Source organism: Acetobacterium sp. KB-1 (assembly GCF_003260995.1).
Classification (GTDB): Bacteria; Bacillota; Clostridia; order Eubacteriales; family Eubacteriaceae; genus Acetobacterium; species Acetobacterium carbinolicum.
In genome coordinates this window covers 1,416,814-1,433,744 of record NZ_CP030040.1, presented here as the reverse complement: position 1 = coordinate 1,433,744, position 16,931 = coordinate 1,416,814, and the positions used below count along the sequence as shown (strand labels likewise).

Below are 16,931 nucleotides of genomic sequence, written 5' to 3'. Positions count from 1 at the left end.
TTTATATTATAGAACAGGAGGTTTTATCATGATTGTAGGTATTCCAAAAGAAATTAAGAACAATGAGTCACGTGTATCCGTAACACCAGCAGGTGTGCATGCCCTAGTAGCGAGTGGCCATAAGGTATTTGTCGAAACAAAGGCTGGCCTTGAAAGTGGAATTGAAGATCAGGAATATGTAGCAGAAGGGGCCGTTATTCTAAATCAGGCGAAAGAAGTATTTGAACAAGCTGATATTATTGTAAAAGTAAAAGAACCGATTGAGTCTGAATATGAACTGATGAAGGAAGGCCAAACCTTATTTACTTATCTACATCTTGCACCAAACCTGCCTTTAACCGATATATTAGTTAAGAAAAAAATTACCGGGATTGCTTATGAAACCGTACAATTGCCAGACCGATCATTGCCACTGCTGATCCCAATGAGTGAAGTTGCGGGAAGAATGTCTGTCCAGGTTGGTGCTACCATGCTGCAGCGTTATCACGGTGGTGTTGGGATGTTACTTGGCGGTGTTACCGGTGTATTACCAGCAGAGGTCATGATAATTGGTGCGGGTACTGTCGGTATGAACGCTGCAAAAATGGCAGTTGGTCTGGGCGCGCATGTTACCGTTATTGATATCAGCAAACCAAGATTAACCTATGTGGATGACGTCTTTAATGGTCGCGTTTCCACATTAGTCAGTAATCCCTACAACATGGCCGAACTGACCAAAAAATCTGATCTGCTTATCAGTGGCGTCTTAGTTGCTGGCGAAAAAGCGCCAAAACTGGTCACTGAAGAGATGGTTAAAAACATGAAAAAGGGATCTGTTATTGTTGATGTCGCCATTGACCAGGGCGGATCGGTTGAAACCATTGATCACAGCACAACTCACGATGATCCCTGCTTTGAAAAACATGGCGTTATCCATTATTCAGTAGCCAACATGCCTGGTGCTGTTCCCAAAACATCCACCTATGCACTGACGGGATCGACCCTGCCATATTTACTGGCGATTGTTAACAAGGGACCTGAAGCGGCAATGAAAGAAGATCCTGCTTTACTTTTAGGTTTAAACACTTACAAAGGTCATGTTACCTGCAAAGGTGTTGCTGAAGGCTTAAACAAAGAATATGTGCCCGCAGACGAATTGCTATAGGTTTAAATGTAGCATCGAGAGATTTTAAAAAGATGGATCTTAAAAACTGACTGCAGGGCGACACTGTTTTAATTAACAGTGGAGCCCTGCCTTTAAAAAAATTCTGCACAAAAGTGTAATCGATAACACTGAACTTTTAAATTTAAAGGGGGCAATATGAATTTTTCGGATATCATTTCAGCTGTAAATAACTTTGTTTGGGGACCCATTATGCTGGCACTACTAATGGGGACCGGGATCTTTTTAACCGTGCGCTTAAAGTTTGCACCATGGCTCAACCTGGGCTTTGCCATTAAATCAGTCTTTACCAAAACGGATAAATCCAAAAAAGACGATTCAAGCGGTGACATTTCACCCTTCCAATCCCTGATGACAGCCCTGGCGGCCACTATTGGCACCGGGAATATCGTTGGCGTCGCAACGGCGATGGTCCTGGGAGGACCGGGTGCCCTGGTGTGGATGTGGATTTCAGCCCTGTTTGGACTTTCGACCAAATATGCTGAAAGTGTACTGGCGGTAAAATACCGGGAAACCAATGCCAAAGGCGAAATGGCCGGTGGTCCCATGTATGCGATGAAAAATGGCTTTAAAAACAAAAAAATCGGTTTAGCGCTCGCATTTTTGTTTGCACTATTTGCCACCGTGGCATCGTTCGGGATTGGCAACATGACCCAGGCTAACTCAATTTCAGGGGCAGTATTTGGTACTTTTGGCGTACCCACCTGGATATCGGGCCTGATACTAACGGTGTTGTCATTTTTAGTTATTCTCGGTGGCATCAAGAGCATTGGTAAGGTGACAGGGGTCATTGTTCCATTTATGGCAGTGTTTTACGTTTTAGCAGCACTTGTTGTTATCATCATCAATATTCAAAACGTACCAGCAGGTATTGTGGAAATCTTTACGATGGCCTTTTCACCGACAGCAATGGCTGGCGGCGTGGGCGGAACGATTGTCGCAACCATGTTGACATCGATGCGTTGGGGTGTCGCCCGGGGCGTGTTCTCAAATGAAGCAGGTCTTGGTTCAGCACCAATTGCCGCTGCCGCAGCAAAAACGGATCATCCTTCACGACAAGGTTATATCAATATGACAGGAACTTTTTTTGATACCATCTGTGTCTGTACAATTACAGGTCTAGTTATTGCCTCTTCTGGCGCCCTGGGTACAATGGACGCGACTGGTGAACTTTTAATGGGAGCAAATCTTACCATTGCCGCTTTCCAGTCCGCTCTGGGTCCTGTTGGTGGCTATATTGTAACGGTAGGAATTGCCCTCTTTGCATTTTCAACCATTCTGGGTTGGGAGTATTACGGTGAAAAGTCATTGGAGTATTTAATTAAAGCACCAATTGCCGTCACAGTTTATCGGATTCTTTACTGTCTTGTTGTCTTTGTTGGCGCTACCACAGCTCTTGAAGTTGTCTGGAATTTATCAGATGCCATGAATGGCTTAATGGCCATACCAAACCTAATCAGTTTGCTGGTTTTAAGCAGTGTTGTTGCCAAAGAGTGTTCTGAATTCCAGTCAGATTTCTTAGTACCAGAGAAACTGGCGCTTAAAGAAGCTAAAAAGAAATAGTGATTTCGATTCAATTAATTGAGTAAAAAAAGTTATCAATTCACAAAAATTACTGTTGATGAACTGTTAATGATTATTTTAACAGTTCATCCGCAGTAAATTATTGTGAAAAAGTAATTTGAAAGGATATAAGTTTTCAAACATACGACCATATCTTAATTAAAGAAATTTAAACCATCTAAAGGTTAACATTAATCGTTTTCTGATAAATCAGTGAAAATTTACCAATAAAACGTAACAAAAAATTACCCATGCTAAAGTGTATACACCCAAAAATTAATATGATATAATTTCATAGATAAAATTTTGCTATTTAAATCTACAAAAAAACATTTAGTTTTTAATTTCAAGGAGGAAAATCATGCCAAAAAAAATGATGACAATGGATGGAAACACTGCTGCCGCACATGTTGCTTACGCGTTTACCGAGGTTGCCGCAATTTTTCCAATTACACCTTCATCCCCGATGGCTGAGTATGCCGATGTTTGGGCGTCTCAGGGACGAAAAAATATCTTTGGAGAAACAGTAAAAGTTTCCGAAATGCAATCTGAAGGCGGTGCTGCTGGTGCAGTTCACGGTTCATTAGCTGCGGGAGCCTTAACCACAACCTTTACTGCTTCTCAGGGACTTTTACTGATGATTCCGAATATGTACAAAATTGCTGGTGAATTATTGCCAGGTGTTTTTCATGTTACTGCCCGTACCTTGGCTGCTCAGGCACTCTCGATTTTTGGAGACCATAGCGATGTAATGGCTTGTCGTCAAACGGGTTTTGCTTTACTGGCTTCCGGCGGTGTTCAAGAAGTAATGGATCTTGCTGCGATTGCTCACTTGGCTGCCATTAAGAGCCGGATTCCGTTTATGCATTTCTTTGACGGTTTCAGAACGTCACACGAAATTCAAAAAATCGAAGTTATCGATTATGATGTGTTTAAAAAACTGGCCGACTTTGAAGCGATTCAGGCATTCCGCGACAATGCCCTAAATCCTGAACATCCGGTCACGCGGGGAACGGCTCAGAATCCTGATATTTTCTTCCAGGCCAGAGAAGCATGCAATCCCTTCTATGATAATATCCCGGCAATTGTGGCTGACTATATGGAAAAAATTTCAGCTGAAACCGGCCGAGAGTATCATTTATTTGATTACTATGGCGCAGCGGATGCCGAAAATATTATCGTGGCGATGGGTTCGGTAACAGATACCATCGAAGAAACGATTGATTATTTATTGACCCAGGGAGAAAAAGTCGGACTGATCAAGGTTCGTTTATTCAGACCTTTTGCCCCGGAATATTTATTAAAAGTATTACCAAAAACAGCTAAAAAGATTGCTGTTTTAGACCGTACAAAAGAACCCGGCTCATTGGGCGAACCTTTATACCAGGATATTTGCACCGTATTCTACGGCAAAGAATTCCAGCCACTGGTCGTTGGCGGCCGCTATGGTTTAAGCTCTAAAGATACCACTCCAACGCAGATTAAAGCTGTTTACGATAATTTAAAATTGGATCAACCCAAAGACAAATTTACGATCGGGATTGTTGATGATGTAACTCACACAAGTCTTGAATTACCCGAAGATATCTTTACCGTTCCGAAAGGAACAAAAGGATGTAAATTCTGGGGTCTTGGTTCTGACGGAACCGTTGGTGCCAATAAATCAGCGATTAAGATCATTGGCGATCATACCGATTTGTATGCTCAGGGTTATTTCTCCTATGACAGTAAAAAATCCGGTGGGGTTACCGTTTCGCATTTGAGATTTGGTAAAAAACCAATCAAATCAACGTACTTAATTGTAAACTCGGATTTTGTTTCCTGCTCAACCCAAGCCTATGTTCACCAGTATGACCTGTTAAAAGGTTTGAAAAAAGGCGGGACCTTCCTGCTTAATACCGTTTGGGAACCAAACGAGCTGGATGAAAAATTACCAGCTTCGTTAAAGAAATATATTGCTGATAATGACATTAATTTCTATACCATCAATGCCACAAAAATTGCCGAAGAAATTGGGCTGGGCCGTCGAACCAATATGATTATGCAGTCCGCCTTCTTCAAATTGGCTGACATTATTCCAATTGAAGATGCCGTTAAGTTCTCTAAAGCCGGTATTTTGAAGTCTTATGGAAACAAAGGCCAGAAAATTGTTGATATGAATAATGCTGCCGTTGATAAGGGAATTGACGCCTTGGTTAAGATTGATGTTCCAGATTCATGGAAGGCTCTCAGTGCTGAAGCCATCGCCAAAGAAAATGTACCAGAATTCATTTCGAAAATACTTCGTCCGATAAACCGCTTAGAAGGCGATGACATCCCTGTTTCAGCTTTTGTAGGCGGAGAAGATGGAACCTTTATGTCGGGTTCATCAGCTTATGAAAAACGGGGAATTGCTGTAAATGTGCCAAAATGGATTCCGGAAAATTGTATCCAATGTAACCAATGCTCATTTGTCTGCCCACATGCAGCGATTCGTCCAGTACTGGTGGATGCCGGTGAAAAAGCAGCGGCACCGGAAGGTTATACAACAATTAAAGCAAACGGAAAACAATTTGATGGTTTAGAATATCGTATCCAGGTTAGTACCTTGGATTGTACCGGATGTGGCAACTGTCAAGACGCTTGCCCAGCCAAAACAAAAGCTTTGGTAATGGAGCCAATCGATACCCAGGCGGCCCAAATCCCAATGTGGAACTATACGACGACCGTAAAAATCAAAGATAACCTGATGAATAAGGCCACCGTCAAAGGGAGCCAATTCTGTCAACCATTACTTGAGTTCTCGGGAGCCTGTGCAGGTTGTGGCGAAACACCATATATTAAAACCATTACCCAATTATTTGGCGATCGAATGATGGTTGCTAACGCAACGGGTTGTTCATCCATCTGGGGTGCTTCCTCACCATCGACACCTTACTGTATCAATGCTGAAGGAAAAGGACCCGCCTGGGCAAACTCTTTATTTGAAGATAATGCCGAGTATGGATTTGGAATGATGCTGGCTACCGAAAAAATGGCTGACACCATTGAAAGCTACCTAAAAGAAATGATCGCTGGCGATGCACCAGAAGCAGTAAAAAGCGCGGCTCAAGCCTGGATTGACAGTCGAAAAGACGCTGAAAGCTCAAAAATTGCCTCGGCAAAACTGGTAGAAGCTCTAACCGCTTATACACCAGGTGAAGCATTAGCGACCCAAGCCAAGTTTATTCTTGACAATCAGGCTTACCTGATTAAAAAATCTCAATGGGTCTTCGGTGGTGACGGCTGGGCCTACGATATTGGCTACGGTGGACTGGATCATGTCTTAGCCTCTAACAAAAACATAAATATTTTCGTGCTGGATACAGAAATCTACTCCAACACTGGTGGTCAGGCTTCTAAATCGACACCGACTGCTGCAGTGGCACAATTTGCATCAGCAGGCGAACGGATCAAGAAAAAAGATCTTGGCATGATGGCGGCCACCTATGGTTACGTCTATGTTGCTCAGGTTGCCATGGGTGCTGATAAGAACCAATTTATGAAAGCCCTTCAGGAAGCGGAAGCATATGATGGTCCTTCACTGATTATTGCCTATGCACCTTGTATCAACCATGGCATTAAAGGCGGTATGAGCCGTACCCAAACCCACGAAGCATTTGCAGTGGAAGCGGGCTACTGGCACCTGTACCGATTCAACCCAAGCTTAAAAGAAGAAGGTAAAAATCCATTTATCCTGGATTCCAAGGAACCCGATATGGACAAATTTACGGAATTCCTGGATTCAGAAGTTCGTTATACCTCATTAAAACTGACCTTCCCAGAAGTTTCGGAAACCCTTTATGATAAGGCAAAAGAAGAAGCAATGGAACGTTACATGGGTTACAAACAAAAAGCAGATATGTAAATTAAATAATAAAAAGAGAAATCCTTTGGGGTTTCTCTTTTGTTTAACCATTTAAAAAAGCGCTATTGGTCTTGACCAATAGCGCTTTTTTGGTGGATACCATCACTAGGAGTGGTGGTATCCGTGAAAAATTTAGCAATGTTGAGGTGAGGGGTGTCTTCGCTTGAATCCTTCCAGGTCATCATCGGGGTTATAAACGGTTAAGAGCATTTTGTCTAAATCAAAATCAAAATCAAAGTTCGTGTCTGATTTTAAATCTTCGAGAACAGCCATAATCATTTCACCATCGCCGACATCATCCATGCTGAGAAGGGCTTTTCCATAATCATCAAATTTGGCAACTTTCACTTTTTCGTGAATGATTTCAATCATACGTTTTTTTTCCATAAATATACCTCTTTCTAAATAGTAGTGTTCTTAGTTTTTTAAATACCCCGATAAATGAATTTTATCCAATAAAAAATTGAAAGAGCGGCAAAACTTTATTTTTGTTTAAATTTTAAAATAAAGGATATTAAAACAAGGAGAATTCTATTTTACTTAGAATAGAGATAATAGACTCTTAAAGGTCAAGACTTTAAAAAAAGGAAAAAACAAATGACAACTTACTACTCCGAAGAATTGATACAATCGGTCATCGAAGCAAATGATATTGTCGATGTCGCTTCGGGTTACATGACCTTAAAACGAGTGGGGAACTCGTTTAAAGGCAAATGTCCGTTTCATAATGAAAAAACAGCGTCTTTCACGGTTTCGCGGGAAAAACAATTATACCATTGTTTTGGTTGTGGTGCTGGTGGCAATGTGATTACTTTTATTATGGAAATGGAAAAACTCCCCTTTGTCGATGCCCTAAAATTTCTGGCTGCCCGGGTAAACATGATTTTACCGGAAAAAAGCAATCAGCAGGAAGACCATCAGGTCTATGAGAAAAAGAAGCGCCTCTACGAATTGCATCGGGAAGCGGCTAATTACTATTATAAAATGCTTAAAACAAGTAAATTAGCGCGAGAATATCTGTTGCAAAGAGGGATTGGCCAAGAAACCATCAGAGCATTCGGTTTAGGTTATGCCAGTGAAGACTGGAGCCGATTAACCGATTTTCTTAACACCAAAGGCTTTTCCACAGCAGACATGCTGGATTCAGGCCTGGTTATGGCTTCGGAAAACAAGCGCCATTATGATCGGTTTCGGAGCCGGGTCATGTTTCCCATTGTTAATCCCCGGGGACAGATTGTTGGGTTTGGCGGTCGCCTGATGGCAACCGATCAAAATGGACCCAAGTATCTCAATTCCCCAGAAACCACCATCTTTTCTAAAAGCTATGAGCTCTATAACTTGAATCATTGTAAAAATTTCTTGGATGATGGGCGAATCGTAATTGTTGAAGGTTATATGGATGTGATTTCCCTTTATGAAAAAGGGATCAAGAATACTGTGGCAGCATTGGGTACGGCCTTTACCCCGTTTCATGGAAAAATCCTGGAGCGTTACGCTGGTGAGGTGGTTATTGCTTTTGATGGCGATAATGCTGGAAAATCGGCAACAGAAAAAGCGATGAAGATCTTGAAAAATACCAGTTTAAATGTTAAAACATTAAGCTTGCCAACAAATGAAGATCCCGATTCCTTTGTCCAGAGATATGGTCAACAGGGATTTAAGGACGCGGTTTCAAAGGCATTAACAATTGTTGAATACGAACTGGAATTGTTAAAAGGACACAATGATCTGTCCCAAACCGATGGCAGACTGCGTTATGGTAATGAGGCCATAAAAATATTAAGACAGCTTGAGACGTCAGTGGAAGTTGATTATTACAGCAAAATGGTTGCCGGTGAAACGGGAATCAATCAGGAAGTAATCCGTCGTGAGGTTCTGCGGTCAAAAACCCGAGCTGAGAATCCTTCGCCACTGGTGGAGATAACCCGCGACGCGGTATCGCTGCAAAAGATTCCTAAGGCTTATCAAAAAGCTCAGGAATTGGCGATCCGCTATTGCTTGGAAAGACCGGAAACAATAAACGAGTTTCCCATGGATTACCTGACGGAGCCCTTTTATAAGGACCTACTGCTAACTCTTTTTGAAAAGCGGAAAGCAGGGGAAAAAATTGAAGTCAATCAGATTATGTCACATTTTGATGCGTCAGAGGATGTCAAAAAATTAGTTGAGTTTATGATGAACGAGGATGAAGTCTCCCGGTCAGATTATCAAGATGCTTTGGAAATAATGAATCGTTTTTATAATGAAGCTCAGCTTGACAAACTTTCTGAACAAATAAAAAGAGAATCAGCCAATGGCAATGACGATGCAGTTGCCGGGCTTACCAATCAACTCATAGAGATTAAGAAAATGATGAAAGAAAACGGGAGGCACTAAAATGAAACAAGACAAAACAAAAACCGACGATGTGATCATAGTTACTGATGACAGCATCATTGAGATTGAAAAAGTCGCAATTGAGCTGATGCCGGAAGTGCAGCAGTTATTAAAACGCGGGAAAACGAAAGGGAATTTAAATAATCACGATTTTGAAGAAATCCTGGATAAAGCTGATCTTGATCCGGAGGAAATCGATTCAATCTATTTGTATCTGCAAAAAGAAGGAATCGAAATCGCTTTTACCGATCTCGAACTGGAAGCCCTGGAAGCGGCTGAACTTGAAGAAGAGAATCAGAAAGAAATTGAATTGGCAGATTCGGTCAGCGTTAATGATCCGGTTCGGTTATATTTAAAAGAAATTGGCAAGGTACCTTTACTAACCGGAGATCAGGAAATGACGCTGGCCCGCCGCATGGAAGCCGGCGATGATTCGGCCAAAAAAGAATTGGCTGAAGCTAACCTGCGTCTGGTCGTCAGTATTGCCAAGCGTTATGTGGGACGGGGGATGTCGTTTCTGGACCTGATCCAGGAAGGCAATCTGGGTTTGATCAAAGCGGTTGAAAAATTCGACTATACCAAGGGTTTTAAATTCAGTACCTATGCAACCTGGTGGATTCGGCAGGCGATCACCCGGGCCATTGCTGATCAGGCCAGAACCATCCGGATCCCGGTTCATATGGTCGAGACCATTAATAAACTAATTCGGGTTTCCCGCCAATTACTACAGGAATATGGCCGGGAACCAACCCCGGCAGAAATTGGCAAGGAAATGGGCTTTTCAGAAGAAAAAGTACGAGAAATTCAAAAGATCGCTCAGGATCCGGTTTCCCTGGAAACACCTATCGGGGAAGAAGAGGATAGCCATTTGGGCGATTTTATTCCCGACGAAGATGCCCCGGCACCAGCCGAAGCGGCTTCCTATGCGCTGCTAAAAGAACAGTTAATTGAAGTCTTAAACACGCTGACCGAACGGGAAGAAAAGGTACTTAGGTTGCGTTTTGGCTTGGACGATGGCCGGGCCCGGACACTGGAAGAAGTGGGAAAAGAGTTCAATGTAACCAGAGAACGAATCAGGCAGATTGAAGCCAAAGCCTTACGCAAACTGCGTCACCCCAGCCGTAGCAAAAAATTAAAGGATTATTTAACCTAAAATGAAGATTAAGTTAAGTCCGCGGCTGGAGGTTATTGCCGATTGTGTTGCCGGGGCCAAATTGATCGCCGATATTGGCACTGATCATGGCTATCTGCCGGTTTACCTGGTGGAAAACGCAATGGTTTCCCGGGTAATCGCCAGTGATACCAACTGGCAGCCGCTTAAAAAAGCCGAAAAAATTATTAATGAACAACAATTACAAAAACAGATAGAGACCCGACTTGGTTCGGGTCTTTCTGTGCTTAAACCCGGGGAGGTCGAGGCTGTTGTCATGGCTGGTATGGGGGGGCTGTTAATCCGGGATCTGCTCGAAGCCCAGCCGGAGGTGGCTCGGCAGCTAAAAAAACTGGTGCTTCAGCCGATGAATAATCAGGCGGTGCTGCGAAAACATCTGGAAGCGACCGGGTTTCGAATTATTCGAGAAGATCTGGCTCGGGAGGGCGATCGGGTTTATGAGGTTATTGTAGCAGCACCGGGAAAGATGATAATGACCAATCCGCTGGAATATGAATTGGGTTTTGAATTTTATACCAGTAAACATCCTTTGCTCCTGCATCTGATCGAGCGGAAAATATTTTTGGAGCAGCAAATCGTTTTAAATACCGAGGGCAAAACCACTGCAGTTGCTACAAAGCAATGGCAGGAGAGCAGTTTGTTTATTGAAAAACTGAATGAGGTGAAAAGATGTCTGTTAAACTAAATCAAATTATTCAAACAATTGAGGCGCTTGCTCCTGAAAAATTGGCGGAAGCGTGGGATAATGTGGGTCTCCAGGTAGGTTCCCGGCAACAAAGCATTAAGCGGCTGCTGCTGACTCTGGATATCACGGCGGAAGTGGTTGCAGAAGCCATTGAAAAAAAGGTAGATCTCATTATTGCGCATCATCCGTTTATTTTTAAGGGTTTAAAAACCCTGTCAACAGACGGGGAAAAGGGTCAGATCATTGAAATGCTGATTAAAAATGAGGTCGCTGTTTATGTGGCTCATACCAATTTGGATAAGGCAGCGAAAGGCCTTAATCACTATCTGGCCCTGCGGATGGGACTCGATAAGATCAAAACGCTGGAACCTTCTAATCCGGCGCTTTATTATAAACTGGTAATTTTTTCGCCGCAGGAAGCCAGCCAGAAAATCATTGAGGTGTTAGGGAAAAACGGCGCCGGGACCATTGGCAACTATGACTATTGCACTTACCGTTCACCCGGTACTGGCACCTTCCGTCCGCTCGCGGGCGCCAAACCTTTTATCGGGGATCTCAATAAACTGTCCTGTGTCTCGGAAGATCGGATTGAAGCGATTGTGGCAGCGCCGGATTTAAAAAATTTGATTGCCGCCGTAAAAAGAAATCATCCTTATGAAGAAATGGCCTATGATGTGATCGCTCTGGAAAACGGGGGGCTGATCAATGAAAACGGATTGGGAAAAATTGGCGTGTTAAGCCAACCCATGGCCGGGCTGGATTTTATTGCCCATACCAAAGACCGACTGGGCCTGGTGGCTTTACGAGGGGCAGGTAAGGTGCCGGATATCGTCCGGCGGGTGGCGATCTGTTCAGGGGCCGGAGCGGACATGATTGGACTGGCCAAAGCCAGACAAGCCAATGTGCTGATCACGGGTGATCTTAAGCATCACGATGGGCAACGAGCCCTGGAAAACAATATCTGGGTCCTGGATGCCGGCCATTACGGCACCGAGAAATGGGTAACTGATTGCTTCCGGCAATTGCTGGAAGCTGGTCTGCCAGACGCCTGCCCGGAAATGATTGTCGCCGAGTCGGCCCGGGATTTTATTGTAAATTATTAGGGACTGAATAAAAAAACTTGAAATTTGAGCAAAGACAGGGTATACTACAGTGATTTAGTAAATCAGATAGTCGCACCCGGAGTAATCCGGTTGAGGAAAGTCCGAGCTCCACAGAGCATGGTGCCGGGTAACACCCGGTGGAGGCGACTCTAAGGCCAGTGCAACAGAAAGTAAACCGCCAGCAATGGTAAGGATGAAAGGGTGAGGTAAGAGCTCACCAGCGGTGTGGTAACACATCGGCTATGTAAACCCCACCTGGAGCAAGACCAAGAACGGACCTTGAAAGACGGCTGCTCGTCGTTGTCCTATGGTAGGTCGCTAGAATTTATTGGTAACAATAAATCGAGATAGATGACTATTTAAACAGAACTCGGCTTATAGATTTAGTAAATCACAAAAGTCAATTAGGACGATTGCAGAACCTGCAGAAGATTAGAGTTATCGGTAAACTACCGTACCGACCAATTGTTAATCTGTTGTTTGCTGCGGGATCGGACAGGTTTATCAACCTGTTCGCCCCGATGCAAACAACAGATGTAACAATTGTCGGTACTGGGTATAAATTTATCAATAGCCTTAGTCTAATACAGGACGCTGCAATCGTCTTTTGCGTTTTTTGATCGGGGGTTGTATAATAAAGTGAGATTTATGTGAGTGGGAGAAGCGATGAAGAAAAAAGAAGCCATCGAAAAAATGATCCAGAATAGTTTGAAAATGAACAAACCGGTGATCGGCGTGGCGGTGGGGTCCGGGCTTTTTGCCAAGCAGGCGGTTAAGGGCGGGGCTGATTTGCTTCTGGCCCTGAGTGCCGGGCGGTTTCGATCGGCAGGGATTCCTTCAATCGGCTGTATGATGCCATTTTCCAACAGTAATGAGTTGGTATTTGACTTTTCCAGCCGTGAAATACTGCCAAAACTTAAAGATCGGGCCGTGATCTGCGGCATTAACGCCACCGATCCCAACTATTCCCATCAGGAGCTGATTCAAAAAGTCCGGGAACTGGGCTTTAGCGGTGTCAATAATTTTCCGACGATTGGTCTGATTGATGGGCAATTCCGGGAATGGCTGGAGGAAAAAGGGCTGGGCTACGACCAGGAAATAGAATTTATGAAAAAAGCGGTGGCGGCCAATCTCTTTACCATTGCTTTTGTCTTTGATGAAAAACAGGCCCGAGCAATGACCCGGGTGGGTGTGGATGTGGTCTGTGCCCATTTTGGCTGGACCCGGGGAGGCGAAAAATCCGGCAAGGTTTTTTCCACCATTAATGAATGTCTGGAAATGACAGAAGCGATTTTTGCAGCAGTCGATCAGATCAATCCCCAAACTTACAAGATGATTTATGGCGGACCCATTAATTCTCCGGAGGACGCCTATTATTTTTATAAAAATTCCCAGACCATCGGTTACATCGGCGGCTCCAGCTTTGAGCGAATCCCCACTGAACTGGCGATATCAGAAACGACCGATAAATTTAAAAATTATTATAAATTAAAGCAGGAAAACAAGCATTTAAAAAAAGAACTGTTAAAAAAGCGGGGCTTTGATGAAATTGTCGGCCAAAGCGTGATCATGCAGGACATGTATGAACTAATTAATAAGGTGGCCGATAAAGACGTCAATGTTCTAATTCAGGGCGAAAGTGGAACCGGGAAAGAACTGGTCGCCAAAGCGCTGCATTTTAACAGTAAACGTTGTCTGGGTTCGCTGATTAAGGTAAATTGTGCGGCCTTGCCGCCCAACTTGCTGGAAAGTGAGCTGTTTGGTCATGAAAAGGGAGCGTTTACCGGAGCCGACAAGCGGCGGCTGGGGAAATTTGAACTGGCCAACCATGGAACCCTGTTTCTGGATGAGATCGGTGAAATGGATGTCGATCTCCAGGCGAAGGTACTGCGGATTATTCAGCAGCAGGAATTTGAACGTGTCGGGGGCGAGAAAACCATCTCTGTGGATGTGCGGATCGTCTGCGCCACCAATGTGGATATTAAACAGGCGGTAGCAGAGAATCGTTTCCGGGAAGATCTCTACTATCGGCTGAACGTGGTGGAAATAAATACCCCGCCGCTACGCCGTCATCCCGAGGATATTCCACTGCTGTGCAACCGCTTTTTAGAAGAGTTTAGAATAAAGTATCAACTCGAGGAAAAACGACTGGCTCCGGATGCGATGGCCTATTTAATGGAATGCCCCTGGCCAGGTAATGTTCGGGAAATGAAGCATGTGCTCGAAAGAGCGGTGATTCTCAGTGAAGGGAAATATATCCGTCGGGATGATATGGTGGTGGAAGAATTGCACAAACCAAAAACCCAGCTAAAGAACCAGTTGGGTTCAGATCTGTTGACTACCAGCAAGGAACACCTGGAAAGTACCTACATATTGGGTGTCCTCAAGGCATGCCGATGGAATCGAACCGAAGCAGCGAACCGGATTGGCATCTCCCGGCGGACACTCTACAATAAAATAGTGAAATTTAATTTATCGATGGAAGACCAGGAATCCATGGAATAAAAAAGTGGGCAATATCTACTCGAAATGAGTAAATATTGCCCATATTACATTTGTCTGGGAAAAACATTTCCCGTTCCCCTATTTAGAATGGCGGGAACAATGGCTTCGCCGGTTTTAATAGTTGGCACAAACCTTGCGAGTTATTAAAGATAATAATAAATCTAAAGGGGGGCATGGAATGAAAAACGTATTAATTGTAGGGACCTTTGATACCAAGGGTCATGAATTCAAGTTTATCAAAGAATTGATTGAAAAGCGGGGGGTTAGTACCACCACAATCAACTGCGGGGTTATTGGGGAGCCGTTATTTGTCCCGGATGTTAGCAGTGAGGCGGTTGCAATCGCTGGCGGGTCATCCCTAGAAGAGTTACGGCAACAACATGATCGCGGTCTGGGCATTGATGTCATGATGGCTGGAGCGGCTAAAATCACCAAGGACCTTTATGACCAGGGCAAGGTTGACGGAATGATTAGTCTCGGCGGCTCTGCCGGAACGACTATTGGCACCTTTGCCATGAGAAGTCTGCCGGTGGGTGTGCCTAAGATTATGGTTTCTACCGTAGCTTCGGGTGATACCCGTCCCTATGTTGGGGAGAAAGATATCACCATGATGTATTCAGTGGTGGATATTTCCGGGATCAATAGCATTTCCAATCATATTTTAGCTAACGCTGCCAATGCCATTGCCGGGATGGCCAGCTTTGATATTCCAGCACTTAAAGAAGAGAAACCATTGCTGGCGGCCACGATGTTTGGGGTCACAACGCCTTGTGTAACCGCTGCCAGAGAATACCTGGAAGATCAGGGCTACGAGGTACTGGTGTTCCACGCCACTGGGGCTGGGGGCATGGCCATGGAAAGTCTGATTGAAGCCGGGTTTATCAAAGGCGTTTTTGACGCCACCACGACCGAATGGTGCGATGAGGTGGCCGGCGGTGTCTTTACGGCCGGACCAACCCGGTTAGAAGCGGCTGCCAAAGCGGGAATCCCTGAGGTCGTTTCGGTGGGCGCATTGGATATGGTTAATTTTGGCGCTATTGAAACCGTTCCAGAAAAGTACAAAAGTCGCAACCTGTACAAACATAATGCCAGCGTCACCCTGATGCGGACCACGGTCGATGAATGCTCCCAGATGGGGAAAATTATTGCCGGTAAGCTAAATATGGCCACCGGGCCGGTTGCCTTGTTTATTCCATTAAAAGGTGTTTCAGCTATCGATGTGGAAGGGGCACCATTTTATGGCCCGGAAGAGGATGCCGAATTGTTTGCACAATTGCGGGCAAATATAAAAGATAAAGTTGAACTGGTGGAAATGGATACCGATATCAACGACGAAGCCTTTGCCCTGGCAATGGCTAAAAAATTGATTTCAATGCTTGAAAGATAAAGAAGAGTGAAGGAGAAAATAACATGGCAATAAAACGAGAAGAAGTATTAAGACGGTTAAGAGAACAAGAAACAAAAGGGATTTCGGTGGTTGGTGCCGGAGCTGGCACCGGAATTTCTGCCAAATGCGCGGAAGCCGGTGGCGTGGATCTGATTATTATTTATAATTCCGGCCGGTACCGGATGGCAGGTCGTGGTTCTTTAGCCGGGCTGTTATCCTATGGGGATGCCAATGCCATTGTCATGGACATGGCCAGAGAAGTCGTCACAATTGTCAAGGACACGCCAGTTTTGGCTGGGGTCTGCGGAACGGATCCGTTTAGAGATATGGAAATGTTTTTAAAACAGGTCAAAGAAGCCGGGTTCTCCGGGGTTCAAAATTTCCCCACAGTCGGCTTAATCGATGGCGTATTTAGACAAAACCTGGAAGAAACCAACATGGGTTATGATCTGGAAGTTGAGATGATAAAAAAAGCCCATGAGCTAGATCTGGTAACCACACCCTATGTGTTTAACGTGGAAGAGGCCGAAAAAATGGCTAAAGCCGGAGCCGATGTCCTGGTTGCCCATATGGGACTGACAACCAAAGGGAGCATTGGCGCCTCGTCAGCGAAAACCCTTGATGATTGTGTCAAACTGACCCAGGAAATCTGTGATGCCGGAAAAGCCATCAATCCCGATGTGATGGTCATTGTCCACGGTGGCCCGGTGGCGGAACCGGAAGATGCCAAATATGTCCTCGATCGGACAAAAGGCGTCTGCGGCTTCTTCGGAGCATCCAGCATCGAACGTCTCCCAACCGAAATTGCCATTACCAAACAGGTTAAGGACTTCAAAGATATCAAACTATAAAATCAATTCCAGACAAAAATCTGTCGATAAAAGAAAATAGTTATTGTAAATAAGCACGTGAAGCCGTACCGACAATTGTTACATCATGTTGAATGCAGCAAGGCGGACACGACAAAGCCAGTCCGAGCTTGTGCGAAGGCAACGAGCCAATTACAAGCTTGCTTGTAGTTGGCGACTGTCAGCGAATCAAAGAGAAAGAAGCATAGCGGATTTCTCGTGGTTGCAGCTTACAACAGATTAAC

The 16,931-nt window shown here is 44.3% G+C and carries 11 protein-coding genes and 1 other RNA gene; 11 read left to right on the top strand and 1 reads right to left on the bottom strand.

All coding sequences use genetic code 11. The annotated features are described in order from the left end of the window. Positions 1 to 28: 28 nt before the first annotated feature. The 3 genes from ald to nifJ all read left to right on the top strand — a co-directional run bounded on the left by ald (position 29) and on the right by nifJ (position 6,611). Positions 29 to 1,144, top strand: a complete 1,116-nt coding sequence (gene ald / locus DOZ58_RS06595; RefSeq protein WP_111887581.1) for an alanine dehydrogenase — start codon at positions 29 to 31, stop codon at positions 1,142 to 1,144. 156 nt (positions 1,145 to 1,300) lie between these two features. Continuing rightward, positions 1,301 to 2,725 (top strand): sodium:alanine symporter family protein, encoded by a 1,425-nt coding sequence (locus tag DOZ58_RS06590; protein WP_204355486.1) that lies wholly within the window; start codon positions 1,301 to 1,303, stop codon positions 2,723 to 2,725. Between the two features lie 361 nt (positions 2,726 to 3,086). Next, the gene (gene nifJ / locus DOZ58_RS06585; RefSeq protein ID WP_111887580.1) at positions 3,087 to 6,611 is read left to right on the top strand and encodes a pyruvate:ferredoxin (flavodoxin) oxidoreductase; all 3,525 of its coding nucleotides are present in this window, start codon (positions 3,087 to 3,089) and stop codon (positions 6,609 to 6,611) included. A gap of 132 nt (positions 6,612 to 6,743) precedes the next feature. Here nifJ and DOZ58_RS06580 read toward each other — a convergent pair whose 3' ends face one another. Further along, a complete protein-coding gene (locus DOZ58_RS06580) occupies positions 6,744 to 6,998 on the bottom strand; it encodes a hypothetical protein (RefSeq protein ID WP_111887579.1) in 255 nt (84 codons plus the stop codon). 210 nt (positions 6,999 to 7,208) lie between these two features. Between DOZ58_RS06580 and dnaG the strand changes: the two genes are divergently transcribed. The 8 genes from dnaG (at position 7,209) to DOZ58_RS06540 (ending at position 16,689) form a co-directional block, all read left to right on the top strand. Beyond that, complete coding sequence (dnaG, locus tag DOZ58_RS06575; protein WP_111887578.1) at positions 7,209 to 8,987, top strand: DNA primase; 1,779 nt, start codon at positions 7,209 to 7,211, stop codon at positions 8,985 to 8,987. 1 nt (position 8,988) lies between these two features. Continuing rightward, positions 8,989 to 10,140, top strand: a complete 1,152-nt coding sequence (rpoD, locus tag DOZ58_RS06570; protein WP_371414197.1) for an RNA polymerase sigma factor RpoD — start codon at positions 8,989 to 8,991, stop codon at positions 10,138 to 10,140. 1 nt (position 10,141) lies between these two features. Then, complete coding sequence (locus tag DOZ58_RS06565) at positions 10,142 to 10,843, top strand: class I SAM-dependent methyltransferase (RefSeq protein ID WP_111887577.1); 702 nt, start codon at positions 10,142 to 10,144, stop codon at positions 10,841 to 10,843. Then, positions 10,828 to 11,946: a Nif3-like dinuclear metal center hexameric protein gene (locus tag DOZ58_RS06560; protein WP_111887576.1), complete on the top strand. Its 1,119-nt coding sequence runs from the start codon at positions 10,828 to 10,830 to the stop codon at positions 11,944 to 11,946. Before DOZ58_RS06565 ends, DOZ58_RS06560 begins: the two co-directional genes overlap by 16 nt. Before the next feature lie 54 nt (positions 11,947 to 12,000). Continuing rightward, positions 12,001 to 12,340: RNase P RNA component class A (gene rnpB / locus DOZ58_RS06555), an RNA gene on the top strand. A 272-nt stretch (positions 12,341 to 12,612) separates the two neighbouring features. Continuing rightward, a complete protein-coding gene (locus DOZ58_RS06550; RefSeq protein WP_111887575.1) occupies positions 12,613 to 14,451 on the top strand; it encodes a phosphoenolpyruvate hydrolase family protein in 1,839 nt (612 codons plus the stop codon). Between the two features lie 178 nt (positions 14,452 to 14,629). Then, positions 14,630 to 15,838 carry a Tm-1-like ATP-binding domain-containing protein gene (locus tag DOZ58_RS06545; protein WP_111887574.1) on the top strand — a complete coding sequence of 403 codons (1,209 nt, stop codon included), beginning with the start codon at positions 14,630 to 14,632 and terminating at the stop codon, positions 15,836 to 15,838. A 23-nt stretch (positions 15,839 to 15,861) separates the two neighbouring features. Next, on the top strand, positions 15,862 to 16,689 hold the full coding sequence (locus tag DOZ58_RS06540; RefSeq protein WP_111887573.1) for a phosphoenolpyruvate hydrolase family protein: 828 nt from the start codon (positions 15,862 to 15,864) through the stop codon (positions 16,687 to 16,689). Positions 16,690 to 16,931: the final 242 nt, after the last annotated feature.

What these genes read in the sequence shown, in the direction of transcription:
- dnaG (WP_111887578.1), top strand. Translation starts at nt 7,209, where the DNA reads ATGACAACTTACTACTCCGAAGAATTGATACAATCGGTCATCGAAGCA.
- ald (WP_111887581.1), top strand. Translation starts at nt 29, where the DNA reads ATGATTGTAGGTATTCCAAAAGAAATTAAGAACAATGAGTCACGTGTA.
- DOZ58_RS06560 (WP_111887576.1), top strand. Translation starts at nt 10,828, where the DNA reads ATGTCTGTTAAACTAAATCAAATTATTCAAACAATTGAGGCGCTTGCT.
- DOZ58_RS06550 (WP_111887575.1), top strand. Translation starts at nt 12,613, where the DNA reads ATGAAGAAAAAAGAAGCCATCGAAAAAATGATCCAGAATAGTTTGAAA.
- DOZ58_RS06580 (WP_111887579.1), bottom strand. Translation starts at nt 6,998, where the DNA reads ATGGAAAAAAAACGTATGATTGAAATCATTCACGAAAAAGTGAAAGTT.
- nifJ (WP_111887580.1), top strand. Translation starts at nt 3,087, where the DNA reads ATGCCAAAAAAAATGATGACAATGGATGGAAACACTGCTGCCGCACAT.
- DOZ58_RS06565 (WP_111887577.1), top strand. Translation starts at nt 10,142, where the DNA reads ATGAAGATTAAGTTAAGTCCGCGGCTGGAGGTTATTGCCGATTGTGTT.
- DOZ58_RS06590 (WP_204355486.1), top strand. Translation starts at nt 1,301, where the DNA reads ATGAATTTTTCGGATATCATTTCAGCTGTAAATAACTTTGTTTGGGGA.
- DOZ58_RS06540 (WP_111887573.1), top strand. Translation starts at nt 15,862, where the DNA reads ATGGCAATAAAACGAGAAGAAGTATTAAGACGGTTAAGAGAACAAGAA.
- DOZ58_RS06545 (WP_111887574.1), top strand. Translation starts at nt 14,630, where the DNA reads ATGAAAAACGTATTAATTGTAGGGACCTTTGATACCAAGGGTCATGAA.
- rpoD (WP_371414197.1), top strand. Translation starts at nt 8,989, where the DNA reads ATGAAACAAGACAAAACAAAAACCGACGATGTGATCATAGTTACTGAT.